This window comes from Salinicola lusitanus (assembly GCF_038648475.1).
Lineage (GTDB): Bacteria > Pseudomonadota > Gammaproteobacteria > Pseudomonadales > Halomonadaceae > Salinicola > Salinicola lusitanus.
In genome coordinates, this window is the sequence record NZ_CP151919.1 from 1995620 (window position 1) to 2009261 (window position 13642).

Annotated in this window: 11 protein-coding genes and 1 riboswitch; of the genes, 7 read left to right on the forward strand and 4 right to left on the reverse strand. The window is 64.2% G+C overall.

Annotated elements, in window-relative coordinates:
- The first annotated feature begins 29 nt into the window (after window positions 1-29).
- A complete protein-coding gene (locus AAGT95_RS09205; RefSeq protein WP_110601284.1) occupies window positions 30-473 on the forward strand; it encodes a tripartite tricarboxylate transporter TctB family protein in 444 nt (147 codons plus the stop codon).
- Window positions 474-520: 47 nt separating this feature from the next.
- Window positions 521-2023 (forward strand): tripartite tricarboxylate transporter permease, encoded by a 1503-nt coding sequence (locus tag AAGT95_RS09210; protein ID WP_342596279.1) that lies wholly within the window; start codon window positions 521-523, stop codon window positions 2021-2023.
- A 90-nt stretch (window positions 2024-2113) separates the two neighbouring features.
- Here AAGT95_RS09210 and AAGT95_RS09215 read toward each other — a convergent pair whose 3' ends face one another.
- Window positions 2114-2611 carry a 6,7-dimethyl-8-ribityllumazine synthase gene (locus AAGT95_RS09215; RefSeq protein ID WP_110601280.1) on the reverse strand — a complete coding sequence of 166 codons (498 nt, stop codon included), beginning with the start codon at window positions 2609-2611 and terminating at the stop codon, window positions 2114-2116.
- Between the two features lie 149 nt (window positions 2612-2760).
- Window positions 2761-2926, reverse strand: a riboswitch (FMN riboswitch).
- Window positions 2927-3113: 187 nt separating this feature from the next.
- Between AAGT95_RS09215 and AAGT95_RS09220 the strand changes: the two genes are divergently transcribed.
- Entirely contained in the window at window positions 3114-4100 is a 987-nt protein-coding gene (locus tag AAGT95_RS09220; protein ID WP_110601278.1) for a sugar-binding transcriptional regulator, read from the forward strand.
- A gap of 138 nt (window positions 4101-4238) precedes the next feature.
- Here the strand turns inward: AAGT95_RS09220 and tkt are convergent, their stop codons facing one another.
- The 3 genes from tkt to AAGT95_RS09235 all read right to left on the reverse strand — a co-directional run bounded on the left by tkt (window position 4239) and on the right by AAGT95_RS09235 (window position 8930).
- A complete protein-coding gene (gene tkt / locus AAGT95_RS09225) occupies window positions 4239-6233 on the reverse strand; it encodes a transketolase (RefSeq protein ID WP_342596280.1) in 1995 nt (664 codons plus the stop codon).
- Window positions 6234-6361: 128 nt separating this feature from the next.
- Window positions 6362-7165 carry a triose-phosphate isomerase family protein gene (locus tag AAGT95_RS09230; protein WP_342596281.1) on the reverse strand — a complete coding sequence of 268 codons (804 nt, stop codon included), beginning with the start codon at window positions 7163-7165 and terminating at the stop codon, window positions 6362-6364.
- A gap of 43 nt (window positions 7166-7208) precedes the next feature.
- Complete coding sequence (locus AAGT95_RS09235; RefSeq protein WP_342596282.1) at window positions 7209-8930, reverse strand: dihydroxyacetone kinase family protein; 1722 nt, start codon at window positions 8928-8930, stop codon at window positions 7209-7211.
- A gap of 359 nt (window positions 8931-9289) precedes the next feature.
- On the opposite strand from AAGT95_RS09235, the gene rpiB reads away from it, so the two are divergent.
- From rpiB to AAGT95_RS09255, 4 genes are all read left to right on the forward strand, one after another.
- Window positions 9290-9751 (forward strand): ribose 5-phosphate isomerase B, encoded by a 462-nt coding sequence (rpiB, locus tag AAGT95_RS09240; RefSeq protein WP_110601270.1) that lies wholly within the window; start codon window positions 9290-9292, stop codon window positions 9749-9751.
- Between the two features lie 337 nt (window positions 9752-10088).
- Window positions 10089-11057, forward strand: a complete 969-nt coding sequence (locus tag AAGT95_RS09245; protein WP_110601269.1) for a substrate-binding domain-containing protein — start codon at window positions 10089-10091, stop codon at window positions 11055-11057.
- Window positions 11058-11140: 83 nt separating this feature from the next.
- A complete protein-coding gene (locus tag AAGT95_RS09250; RefSeq protein WP_342596283.1) occupies window positions 11141-12640 on the forward strand; it encodes a sugar ABC transporter ATP-binding protein in 1500 nt (499 codons plus the stop codon).
- A complete protein-coding gene (locus AAGT95_RS09255) occupies window positions 12630-13589 on the forward strand; it encodes an ABC transporter permease (RefSeq protein WP_110601266.1) in 960 nt (319 codons plus the stop codon). The genes AAGT95_RS09250 and AAGT95_RS09255 overlap by 11 nt, the downstream gene beginning before the upstream one ends.
- Window positions 13590-13642: the final 53 nt, after the last annotated feature.

A 13642-nucleotide genomic window follows, 5' to 3' on the forward strand; every position in this document is an offset into this window, starting at 1 on the left:
GCGATGACCCGGCGCAGGAGCCGCTTTCCATGGAAAGCCAATGGCTGTCGCTGCTCGATGTGACCATCGATTTCGACCAATCGCATCTCTTCTTTCCGCGAATCGTCACCTGGATTCTGGTCGTACTGCTGGCGATCATCCTGATCACTCGCTACCGGCGGCTGGTGCCGGGGCTCAAGCACGCGGGGCGCGTTCTGGCCGGGCGCGAGGGCGATTTCGACCACCGGCGCTTCTTCGGCACGCTGGCGCTGACCACGGCCTACTTCTACCTGATGGGCGTGTTGAGCGATGTGTTTCCCAACACCGGCTACAGCTTTCTGATCATGTCGGTGCTGTTCGTGTTTCTGCTCTCGCTGTTGTACGTGGATCGGCCGACGCGGCGCCTGTGGGTCATCCTGGTGCTCAATGCGCTGATCGCACCGACGCTGGCCTGGTACGTGCTGGCACAGCTTTTCCGCATCACCCTGCCCTGAGCCGCTGGCCCCCAACTCCTTCGCCCTGACTGCCGGAGACGTCTTTCATGGATATTCTGTCTCATCTCACGCCGATGTTCTTCGCGCTGATCGCCGCGGGGACCGCGATCGGCATCATCTTCGGCGCGATCCCCGGCATGACCGCCACCATGGCGGTGGCGGTCTGTCTGCCGCTGACCTACGCCTTCGGCCTCGAGAACGGCATCGCGCTGTTGCTGGGGCTTTACGTCGGCGGCATTTCCGGCGGGATGGTGCCGGCCGTACTGATCAACATCCCCGGCACGCCATCGTCGATCACCACCACCTTCGACGGCTATCCGATGGCCAAGCGGGGCGAGGGCGAGCGCGCGCTCAAGATCGGGATCGTCGCCTCGGTCTTCGGCGGGCTGTTCAGCGCCGCGGTACTGTTCTTCTTCGCGCCGTTGCTGGCGGACTTCGCGATCAAGTTCTCCTACGTCGAGAAATTCCTGATCATCCTGCTGGCGCTGACGGTCATCGCCTCGCTCTGTTCCAACATGCTGATGGGTGTGTTCAGCGGCGTGCTGGGGGTGTGGCTGAGCCTGATCGGCACCTACTCGATCACCGAGGGTGGCAACGGCGAGCCGCGGCTGATGTTCGACTTCATGCAGTACTACCTGATCGACGGCTTTTCGCTGCTGCCGGTACTGATCGGTATCTTTGGCCTGACCACCGTGCTGCTGGATGCCGAAAAGGGGTTCAGGGACGAGACCGGCCAGGGGCCGATTTCGCTCAAGAACGGTGCCAAGTTCCGGTTCGGCGTGTTCAAGGGCCAACTAACCAACCTGATACGCTCCTCGAGCATCGGCACCTTCGTCGGGATCCTGCCGGGCGTGGGGGGCAGTGCCGCTTCGGTACTGGCCTACAGCCAGGAGAAGAATTTCTCGCGGGACTCCTCGCAGATGGGCAAGGGCGCCCCGCAGGGGATCGTCTCGTCGGAGTCCTCCAACAACGCGCTGACCGGTGGTGCGCTGGTGCCGCTGCTGTCGCTGGGTATCCCCGGGGACTCCACCACCGCGATCCTGATCGGCGCGTTCACGCTCCAGGGCATCCAGGTCGGCCCGCTGTTCATCGGCAACAACCTCGATACCTGGTACCTGATGATCATCGCGCTGCTGGCGGCCAACGTGCTGATGTTCGGCATCATGTACTTCGCGATCCGCCATATCGCCAGGGTCATCGAGGTGCCGAAGTACATTCTCTATCCGCTGATCATCATGATGTGCGTCGTCGGTGCCTACGCCATCAACTACGGCATCATGTTCGATGTCTGGACGCTGCTGATCTTCGGCGTGTTCGGCTGGGTCGCCCACAAGATCGGACTGGAGACGGTGCCGCTGATCATCGGCTTCATTCTCGGCAAGTCGGCAGAGGTCTATTTCGTCAAGAGCCTGGAGTCATACGGCAACTACTCGATCTTCTTCACCAAGAGTCCGATCGCCGTGTGCCTGTGGGTATTGATCGCCGTGTCGCTGGCGTTCGCGATCTATCTGCGGGTGAGGAGTCGGCGCCAGGTCGCCGTCGAGAGCTGACCTGATCCCCCGTCGAACGGGTGAAACGGAACGAAAAAGCCCACGCCATCGGGGATGGCGTGGGCTCTTCAGTATGACACTGGTGGGCGCTCAGTCGACGCTCAGCTTACGCACCTGACTGAGGTTTTCCATCGTCGTCAGGCACGCCTCGGCGGCCTCGCGTCCCTTGGTGAGGAAGTGCTGCTGGAAGAACCCCAGATGCGCCTCGTGCTCATGGAAGTGGTGCGGCGTCAGCACCGCGGAGAGCACCGGCACTTCCTGTTCGACCTGCAGTGACATCAGTGCGTCGATCACGGCGGTGGAGACGAAGTCGTGGCGATAGATGCCGCCGTCGACGACGAAGCCGGAGGCGACGATCGCGGCGTAGCGGCCGCTCTTGGCCAGCAGCTTGGCCTGGAGCGGAATCTCGAACACGCCGGGGACGGTAAAGGTATCGACTTGCTCGGTGGCAAAGCCGCGTTCGGCGACCGCTTCGAGGAAGGCAGCGTGGCAGTTGCCGACGATATCGCCGTGCCAGTCGGCACGAATGAAGGCGATGCGTTGCGACAGCGTCTGCGGCGAGAGCTGCGGCGGATAGGGCTGATTCATGGTCGTTTCCTATTGATCGGTGACCGAAGTCACGTTAACCAGAATCAGGGCTTCGGATCCGCTTGGGAGTCACGGGAGGCGGTTGGCGTGGGGGCGAACGGTGAATGTCACCGACAGCCGCGCGGCTGACCGAATCGTCGTTGCAAGGGAACCGTTCTCTTTCATCCGGACTATCACCGTCGGCTTCGGAGTCTCACCGAATCTGCTGACCTCGAAGGCGACGCCTTCGAGCGCTCGCGGGCTGAGATACGGGCGTTCTTTTCACGCCGCATCATTACCGCCGGTGGGGACTTGCACCCCGCCCTGAGAACCGATCGCGGCGAACCGCAATCCGCCGATAGTCTACGCCGATCACGGCGCGCGAGAAAGTCGAACGCGGTGGACCCTGTGGTATCGTGAGCCGGTCGAAGCGGCCGGCTGGGCGAGGGTGGGACGCGCCCGTCACGGGCCGTTCAAGACCGATCTTCTCAACACTCGATCTTCTCAAACTATGGAAGCGTGCATGAACGAGCGCAACGAGAACGCCGATATCGCTCTGATGACGGAAATCGCCACCCTCTACTACACCGAGGGTGAGACCCAGGAGGTCATCGCCAATCGATTGGGGATCTCGCGGGTCAAGGCGGGACGCCTGCTCAAGCGCGCGCAGGCGGAAGGCATCGTCGACGTTCGTGTGCGCCAGCATCCCGCCGTCAGCGCGGAGATCGAGCAGGCGCTGAAACGGCGCTTCGGGGTCAAGCGCGCCCTGATCGCGCTCGATCACGCCGATGCCGACGTTCAGCGCGCCAACGTGGCCAGCCTGGTGGCCGATCATCTCTCGCGGCAGCTGAGCGAGGGGGCGATCGTCGCCGTCGGCATGGGGCGCAATGTCGGTGCGGTGGCGGACAACGTGTTCGAGCAGGGGCAGCGGCAGTGCTCGTTCGTCTGCGCCATCGGCGGTTCGGTGCGGGCGGGGGAGTACATGAATCCGGACCATATCTGCCGCCGCCTGGCGATCAAGTTCGGCGGCGACAGCGAGACGCTTTACGCGCCAGCGCTGGTGCAGAACCTCGAGCTGCGCGACGCCATGTACGAGAACCCGACCATTCGCCAGACCCTGGATCGCGCCCGGCGCGCCGACCTCGCCCTGATCGGCATCGGCGATCTCAGCGAGAACAGCAACATGGTGCGGATGGGCTGGTTCACCCCCCAGGAGACTGCCGAGGCGCGCCTCTCCGGCACGGTCGGCGACATGATGGGCTACGACTTCATCGACATCTACGGTCGGCCGTCGATGACGCCGATGCAGGGCCGCGTGATCGGCTTGACCATCACCGATCTGGCGCGGATCCCCGACGTGATCGCCATCGCCGCCGAGAACACCAAGGCGGCCGGTATCCTCGGCGCGCTGCGCACCGGGGTGATCGACACCCTCGCCACCAGCGTCACCAACGCCCACACCATTCTGCGCCTGGACGAGGCGACCCGGGTCGACGACAAGTCCGATTGAGCGCTGGCTGAGACCGGAGCGTTCCTCGGCAGCCGAGAGCATCAGGGCGGCCGATAATACCCTCGCCACCAGTGTCAACAACGAAAAACGCCCGGCCAGCAGGCCGGGCGTCTGGTTGGACGCTGTCGGGTGTAACGATCAGCCCAGCAGCTTCTCGGCGCGGGCGACGACCTTGTCGACCGTGAAACCGAAGTGCTTGAACAGATCGCCGGCCTTGGCGGACTCGCCATAGGTGGTCATGCCGATGACGTCGCCATCGAGGCCCACGTACTTGTACCAGGTCGACGGGATGGCGGCTTCGACCGCCAGACGCTTGCGCACGTCGCCCGGCAGCACCGACTCGCGATAGCTCTCGTCCTGCTCGTCGAAGGCGCTGGTGCAGGGCATGGAGACCACGCGGACCTTCTTGCCCTTGCCCTCGAGTTCGGTGGCGGCGTCCATCGCCAGGCCCACTTCGGAACCGGTGGCGATCAGGATCAGCTCCGGCTTGCCGCCCTCGGCTTCCTTGAGCACGTAGCCGCCGCGACGAATCTGCTTGAGCTGCTCGTCGTCGCGCGGCTGGGCCGGCAGATCCTGGCGCGAGAAGATCAGCGCCGTGGGGCCTTTCTCCCGCTTCAGGCCCTCGACCCAGGCCGCCGTCGTTTCGGTGGCGTCACACGGGCGCCACGTTGCCAGACCGGGCAGATTGCGCAGGTCGGCCAGCTGCTCGATCGGCTGGTGGGTCGGACCATCTTCGCCGAGACCGATGGAGTCGTGGGTGAAGACGTGAATGATGCGGGTATGCGACAGCGCCGACATGCGCACGGCGTTGTGCATGTACTCCATGAACACCAGGAAGGTCGCGTCGTAGGGAATGAAGCCGCCGTGGGTGGCGATGCCGTTGGCGATCGCGCCCATGCCGAACTCGCGCACGCCGTAGTGCAGGTAGCCGCCGTCGAAGTCTTCCTTGCTGATCGCCTTGGCGCCTTTCCACAGGGTCAGGTTGGAGGGGGCGAGGTCGGCGCTGCCGCCGAACAGCTCGGGCAGGTCCGGTCCCAGCTCGTTGAGGACGCCCAGCGAGGCCTTGCGCGAGGCGGTGGTCTCGGATTTCTCCTGCGCCGTCTTGATCAGGGCATCGCCGTCGAAGTTGGCCGGCAGCTCGCCGTTGTAGCGACGTTTCAGCTCCTTGGCCAGTTCCGGGTAGGCCTGCTCGTAAGCCGCCAGCTTGGCGTCGTACTCGGCTTCGCGTTTCTGGCCCTGCTCGCGGGCGTCCCACGCCGCGTAGTAGTCGTCGGGAATCTCGAACGCCGGATATTCCCAACCCAGCTCCTTGCGCGCGGCCGCGACTTCGTCTTCGCCGAGGGCGGCACCGTGGCTCTCCTCCTTGCCCGCCTTGTTGGGCGAACCGAAGCCGATCACGGTCTTGCAGATGATCAGGGTCGGCTTGTCGGTGACACGCTTGGCTTCCTCGATGGCGGCGTTGATCTGCTCGGCGTCGTGGCCGTCGACGTCGCGCACCACGTGCCAGTGGTAGGCCTCGAAGCGCTTGGCGGTGTCGTCGGTGAACCAGCCCTCGACCTCGCCATCGATGGAGATGCCGTTGTCGTCGTAGAACACGGTCAGGTTGCCCAGGCCCAGGGTGCCGGCCAGCGAGCACGCCTCGTGGCTGATCCCCTCCATCAGGCAGCCGTCGCCGGCGAAGACCCAGATGCGGTGGTCGACGATCTCGTGGCCGTCACGGTTGAACTGCGCCGCCAGAGTGCGCTCGGCGATGGCCATGCCGATACCGTTGGCCAGGCCCTGGCCCAGCGGCCCGGTGGTGGTCTCGATACCGGGCGTGTAACCGTGTTCCGGGTGACCGGGGGTCTTAGAACCCAACTGGCGGAAGTTCTCGAGCTCCTTCATCGGCAGGTCGTAACCGGTCAGATGAAGCAGCGAGTAGTGCAGCATCGAGCCGTGACCGTTGGAGAGAATGAAACGGTCGCGATCTTCCCAGTCCGGGTTGGCGGGGTTGTGCTTGAGATGGTCGTTCCACAGCACTTCCGCTATATCGGCCATGCCCATCGGCATGCCGGGGTGGCCGGAGTTGGCCTTCTGCACGGCGTCCATGGAAAGCGCGCGGATGGCGTTGGCTAGCTGACGACGAGATGGCATTGGCTTTCGGATCCCCTAGATCGTAAATGGATGATGTCGCGAGACGCGATCTGGCACTCGGTTCGACACGACAATCAAGTCTAACGTGGCATCAAGTCTAACGTGGCTGTTCAGTTTAGCGCGGATGGTCAATCCGGTGCGGAGGATTCGCTCCCCGCGGCTGATCCGTTTGACGCGAGCAGCGAGGCTTCGTTCACGATCGCCTCGAACGCGGCCGGATCGTGGGCGAAACGCCCCAGGAACAGACCATCGACCTTTCCCGCCAGGCGGGTCAACAGGTCGGGGCCGGCGCTGCCACCATAGATCACCCTAGCAGACGGGTGCGTGGAGAGGTGATCCCGCAACCCCTGGCAGACCGCTGCAATGTGCGCCAGTGACGCCGGTTCCGAGGCGCCGATCGCCCAGTGCGGTTCATAGGCGACCACCAGCGGCTGCGAGCGCTGATCCGGCGTTACCAGCGACAGCGCCGAGTCGATCTGGTGCCGGCAGTCGGCAATGGCATCGCGCGGCTCGCCATGGTCGGCTTCACCGATGCAGAGCACCGGTATCAGCCCCTGCGCCAGGGCGATCCGTGTCTTGGTGGCGACGACAGCGTCATCTTCCGCGAACAGGCGCCGGCGTTCGGCATGGCCGATCTCGACATAACGACAGCCCATCTCGGCCAGCATGGCCCCGCTCACCTCGCCAGTATAAGCGCCGGGTGGTGCCTGATACAGGTTCTGGCCACCCACGCCGATTGGCGTGTCGGCGAAGCAATCGAGCACCGGGGCGAGCGCCGGGAAGCTGGGCAGCACGAACAGCGACACCCGGCCGTCGACGACGGCCGGGTGATGGGCGAGAAGGGTGGCGATCCGGCGACACCACTCCAGGGTCTGGGCATAGCCGAAGTACATCTTGAAGCTGATGCCCAGGGTGATCGGGGCTTGAGCCATGGCGTCCTCGCGGTTGTCTAGCCTTGGGCCATCGAGAACGGGATCACCGGTCGATGACGGGTTGAATGGCGGCGACGATCAGGGAGAGCGAGACCGCGCCGGGATCCGGCGTGCCGAGGCTCTTCTCGGCCAGCGGGCGGGCGCGCCCCATCTTCGGCCGGAGCTCGGAGGTGGCGGTCGCCGCCGCTTCGCAGGCCTCGACGGCCTTGCGCCATGCCGTCGCCAGATCGTCGCCGGCATCCACCGCCTGTTCGAGCGCCTCGCTGAACGGCGCCAGCGCATCGACCAGCGTCTTGTCGCCCAGCTTGGCCTTGCCGAATGCCATCACGTCATTCTTGGCCTTGGTGATGCCTTCGGCATAGTGCGCCGGGGTTGGCGCGTCGTCGTCGCCGAGCGTCACGCTGAGGGCATTGAGCATGACGCCCCAGATCGCGCCGGAGGTGCCGCCTGCGCGATCCGACCACGCCTCGGCGGCCATGCGCAGCAGCGTGCCGGCCCCGGCACTGCGGCTCACCGCGTCTTCCGCGGCCAGTTCCGCGGCGACCGCCCCGCGCTGCATGCCGATGCCATGGTCGCCATCCCCGGCAATGGCATCGAGTCGCCCCAGCTCCTCCACCTTCTGGTCGATGATCTTGCGCGTCGCGCTCAACGCCTGGTAGAGGCAGCGCGCGGTAGCGATCGACGCTTCGCTGGCGGGTGGAATGGCATCGGCATCCGGGATGTCCAGCTGGGAGGCGTCGATGGGCGGGGCGGCCTCGAGACTGCCCTTGCGATAGGCTGGCGCATCGGCCGGCGCCTTCCACAACCGCTCCAGCTCGTCGTCGAGCCAGAACAGTGTCAACGAGGCGCCCGCCATGTCGAGACTGGTGACCAGTTCCCCCACTTCCGGCTCGACGATCTCCAGGCCGGCCTCCGTCAGCAACTGATTGACCCGCCGATAGACCACGAACAGCTCTTCGTACTTGATCGAGCCCAGGCCGTTGAGCAGCACCGAGGCCTTGGCCCCCTCGACACTGCCGACCCCGTCCGGGATCTCCTCCATCAGGTGAGAGACGAGTAGCTCGGCGAGAGCGTCGGCGCTGGGAACGTCCTGCTCGCTGATCCCCGGTTCGCCGTGGATGCCCAGGCCCACCGCCATCTTGCCGGCGGGTACGTGGAACAGCGCATCCTTCGCACCCGGCAGCGTGCAGCCGTCGAATGCCACGCCCATGGAGCGGGTGCGCAGGTTGGCCGCGCGGGAGACGCGTACGACCTCCTCCAGCGAATAGCCGGCCTCGGCCGCTGCCGCTGCGATCTTGAAGACGGTCAGGTCGCCGGCGATGCCGCGGCGCTTGTGCAGCTCGTCCTGGCCGGCGCTGGAGACATCGTCGATGACCGCGACGATCTCGCAGGGGATGCCCTCGCGGATCAGGCGCTCCCGGGCCTGGCCGAAATGCAGCACGTCGCCGGCGTAGTTGCCGAAGCTGAGCAGCACGCCGGCGCCATTGTTGGCTGCCTTGCAGACGTTGTAGACCTGCTGTGCCGACGGCGAGGCAAACAGATTGCCCATTACCGCGCCATGCGCCAGGCCCTGGCCGACCAGCCCCGCGAAGGCGGGGTAGTGGCCGGAGCCGCCGCCGATGACGACGGCGACGGTGCCCGGTTCGCTGCGGGTGCTGCGGATGACCCCGCCAGGTACCTGGCAGACCCGCTGCGCATGCGCGGCGACGAATCCTTCGGTCGCTTCGTCGACGAAATTCACAGGATCGTTGTAAAGACGTGTCATGGCCGACGCTCCCGGCGATTGAGATGTGTGCCAGGCCATGGACGATCGCTGTCCGGATCTGGCCTGATGAAAATATGATCCGATGGTGCACATTTGGTTGTCTATGGCGTTCGGGACCATCATAGCGACCGGAAAGGGCGAGGATATGCGACTTTGGTGGTGATATCGCATCGTTCCATCTCGTGGCTCGAGCGTGATTCTCTCGGCTTGCCAGCGGCTTTGGCGCCGATTCTTGCGTCGGTGACGCCGTTTGATACACGACTTTTTGCTCATATGAGATGTTGTTGTTCATATGAACAATGTGTGGCTATGATGACGCCGTCGACGTTCGACGCCATTGAGAGCATGGGAGGTGAGTGATGGCAAAGCAGTGGCGAGTGGCGCTGGGGTGTGACGAGGCGGCGTATGAGATGAAGCAGGCGATGATCGAGCATGTCCGGGCGCTGGGGCACGAAGTCGAGGACTTCGGCACCCACGAGGCGAAGCCGGTGCTCTATCCGGACATCGCGATCGAGGTCGCGGAGGCGATTGCCGAGGGTCGCTACGATCGCGGCGTCCTGATGTGCGGCACCGGCATTGGCGTGGCGATCTCCGCCAACAAGGTGGCCGGCATTCGCGCCGCCCAGGCTCACGACACCTACTCCGCCGAGCGCGCTCGAAAGAGCAATGATGCCCAGATCGTCACCATGGGCGCGCGCGTCATCGGTATCGAGTTGGCCAAGACGATCGTCGAGAGCTTCCTGAGTAACGAGTATGAGCCCGGCGGTCGCTCGCAGCCCAAGGTGGACCGGATCGAGGCTTACGAGCGTGAGCATCGCTGAGTCGGGTTGAAGGCTCGGCGTGCCGCCCGGTGTTTTCAGCGGGATGGCTGGACGGTCGACGGTCTCGATATGGGGTGGGAGGTAAAGGCTGCTGCATGGTGATCATATGATCATGAGGAAATGAGCGCCCGATTTTGCCTTGTTTTGATGCGTCGTCGTGCTGAAATTTATTAAGCCAATGAAATTGAAGTGAAAAAAGGTGGCTTTCATCGCAGCCACTGAAGCCTGCCTTGTTCAGTTTGCAAGCCAAGCGGTGAGTGATGGTGACATGAGGTGTTCATGTGAACTCCATGTGTCTCATTTGAATGGTGGTTTGGATCATTGCGGAGGGTTCTTCATGAAAATCGTCAAGGCGAGTCTGGCACTGGCACTCGGCATTCTGGCATCCGCGGGAGTGGCTTCATCGACCCTCGCCGCCGAGGGTCCGGGGACCGAGAAGCACGATAGCTATCGTTTCGTGGTGGTGCCGAAGGTGGTCCACCCCTGGTTCGACAAGGTCAATCAGGGTGCGCAGCAGGCTGCTGCTGCCATCAAGGCGCAGACCGGATCCGACGTGGAGATCCAGTACTCGGCTCCCCAGAGCGCCAACGTCGCCCAGCAGAACGAGATCATCGAGCGTGCCATCTCGACGCGTCCCGACGGGATCATCGTCGATCTTCTCGATCCCAGCGGCAACCGCACCGTGCTGGAGGAGGCCCAGGAGCAGGGGATTCCGATCACGCTGTTCGATTCGATCAACCCCGAGGGAATGAATCTGACCACCGTCGGCAGCGATTTCTGCGAGCAGGCCGAGATGGCGGCCAACCGCCTGATCGAGCTGTTGGATGGAAAGGGCAAGGTGGCAATCATGATGGGCGTGCCCACGGCCCCCAATCACGCCGAGCGGGCGCGCTGCGCGCAGGCCGTGTTTGATGCGCACGAGGGTATCGAGGTTGTCGCGACCGGCGTCGACAACGATGACATCAATACCGCGCAGCAGCAGGCCTCCGCGATCATGCAGGCCAACCCCGACCTCGATGGCTGGGTGGCGTCGGACGCCGCCGGACCGGTCGGTATCGGCCAGGCGATCAAGGAGGCCGACAAGGTCGGCAAGGTCCAGTTGGTCGGTCTCGATGACCTCAGCCAGATGCTGGTGTTGATCAAGGAGGGCGTGGCGGACTCCTCGTCGGCTTCGCGCCCGACCATGCAGGGCTACTGGTCGGTGATCAACATGTGGCAACTGGCTACCGGGGCGATCACGCCCAATCACATCGATACCGGTAACGTCATGATCACGCCCGATAACGTCGACTCCTTCATGGAGTGAGGCCCAGGGCGCCCCCGCCGGCAGCGATATCTCCGGCGGGGGCGGTTGCGGTGATTCAACGCGAGAGTCCACGGGAGGCGACGATGGCTTACTTGCATGTCGACCATGTCAGCAAGCGTTTTCCGGGCGTCAAGGCGCTGGATGACGTCGTGCTCGAGATCGAGATGGGCCGGGTGCATACGCTGGCGGGGGAGAATGGCGCGGGGAAGTCGACGCTGGTCAAGATCTTGACCGGCACCGAGAAGCCATCCCAGGGGCGGGTGATGATCGACGGTCAGGATGCGTCGAGTCACGACCACCTGCACAAGACCATTGCCTATGTCCCCCAGGAGATCAACCTGTTCGGCAACATGACCGTTGCCGAGAACCTCTTCATGCCGTTCTCGCGCTCCCGGCGCGGGGGCTGGCTATTTAAGCGTGGCGAGCTGGAGCGTGCGGCGCAGACCTGGCTCGATCGATTCAAGATCGCGGCCAGCCCTGGCGACAAGGTGCGCCACATCTCGATCTCCGATCAGCAGCTGCTGCAGATCGCGCGAGCCTGCACCAACGAGTCGATGAAGATCCTGATCCTCGATGAGCCGACCTCTTCGCTGACGGAGACCGAGGTCGAGCGCGTCTTCCGCGTGGTGCGGGATGTGGTGGCCTCGGGGTGCGGTGTCGTCTTCATTTCGCACAAGTTCGACGAGATGTTCGCCATCAGCGACACCATCAGCGTGTTGCGTAACGGTCGCAAGATCGAGACGCGGCCGGCGTCGCAGCTGGATGACCGTCAACTGGTCTCGCTGATGTCGGGGCAGGAGGTCAAGACGGACAGCCGCCTGCAGCCGGAGGGCGGGAGCGGGGAGGTGATGCTGCGAGTCGAGGGGCTCTGCGGGAAACGATTCGAGGATGTCTCGTTCACCTTGCGGCGCGGAGAGATCCTGGGGTTCGCCGGCCTGGTCGGGGCTGGCCGCTCCGAAGTGATGCAGACGCTGTTCGGCTTTCTGCCGGCCCGGTCCGGGACGGTCCAGCTGGAGGGGGAGGCGTGGCGGCTGGGGGATACGCACTACTCCATTCGCCACGGTCTCTTCTATCTCTCCGAGGAGCGCAAGTATCACGGCATCTTTCCCGGCCAGAGCGTGCGCCGCAATATCGGCATGGCATTGCTGCGCGCCACCGCCCGCCACGGGGTGATCGATGCCCGCCGGGAGCGGGCACGGGTCGGCGACATCGTGCGCGACTACGACATCAAGACGCCGACCATGAACAAGAACATCGCTTTCCTGTCGGGCGGCAATCAACAGAAGGCGATCATCGGGCGCGCCATGGCCTGTGACCCTCGCATACTGATCTTCGACGAGCCGACCAAGGGGATCGATATCCGCACCAAGATGGAGATCTATCGGTTGATGAAGGTGCTGGCGGAGCGTGGCGTGGGAATCATCCTGGTGTCTTCGGAGATGGATGAGCTGCGACGCTGCGCCAATCGCATCATCACACTCTACGAAGGGAAGGTCAGCGGAGAGTTTCATATCGATCAGGCCAGTGGAGACGCGCTGGTCGGAGCCATCCACGGTCATGGGGGAAGCGGGCATGCTGCGTAAGGCAATGGGGTTCATGGTCAGCAACCCTCTGAGTGGCGTGGTGGGGGTGTTGGCGCTCATCGTGGTGGTGGCGTCGCTGCTGTCGGAAAATTTCCTGAACAGCTACAACCTGGTCATCATCGCCAGGTCGCTGGCCTTCATCGGCATGATCACCATCGCGCAGTCGATGTTGATGATCCTGGGGGAGCTGGACCTGTCGCTCGGCGCCATCGGTGGCTTCTGCGGCGTGATCGGCGGCATCCTCATGGTCAAGCTGGGGCTGAATCCGTGGCTGGCATTCGCGCTCTGCCTGGTGATCGGGGCACTGTTCGGGCTGCTCAACGGCCTGCTGGTGACGCTGCTCCGGCTCCCCTCGCTGGTGCTGACGATCGGCATGGCGGGGGTCTACGGCGGACTCAACCTGGTCATCACCAAGGGGGTGGCGATCACCGGCATTCCCGCCGACATCGGGTTTCTCGGCAGCGGCAAGTGGGCCGGCCTGCCGGTGCCGTTCTGGATCATGCTGCTGTTCCTGGTCGTGGCCTGTTTCATCACGCTGAAGACCCCGTTCGGGCGCTACATGTATGCCGTCGGCAGCAATCTGTCGGCCGCCAGGATGCTGGGCATTCGCGCCGATCGTGTTCGTCTGGGCGTGTTCGCCTTCGCAGGCTTTCTGGCGGCGTTGGCCGGCATGCTGATGGTCGCCCGGCTCGGCTCGGCACAGCCCTCCATCGGGGATTCGTGGGTGCTGGGGCCTATCGCCGCCTCGGTGATTGGCGGGGTGCCGACCACGGGCGGCATCGGTACGCCGCTGGGGGCGATCTTCGGCGCGGCGATCATCGGAGTGATCGAGAACGTGATCGTGCTGCTGGGCATCTCCCCGTACTGGCAGTCGATGGTGAGCGGCGCCATCGTGGTGATCGCGATCTCGCTGGACTCCATTTCCCGGCGCTATTTCAAGCGCGATTGACCGGCCCGGCAGCCGGGCCGCTGTCGCGGTCCGGCTGTGGCACGGCCCCCGGC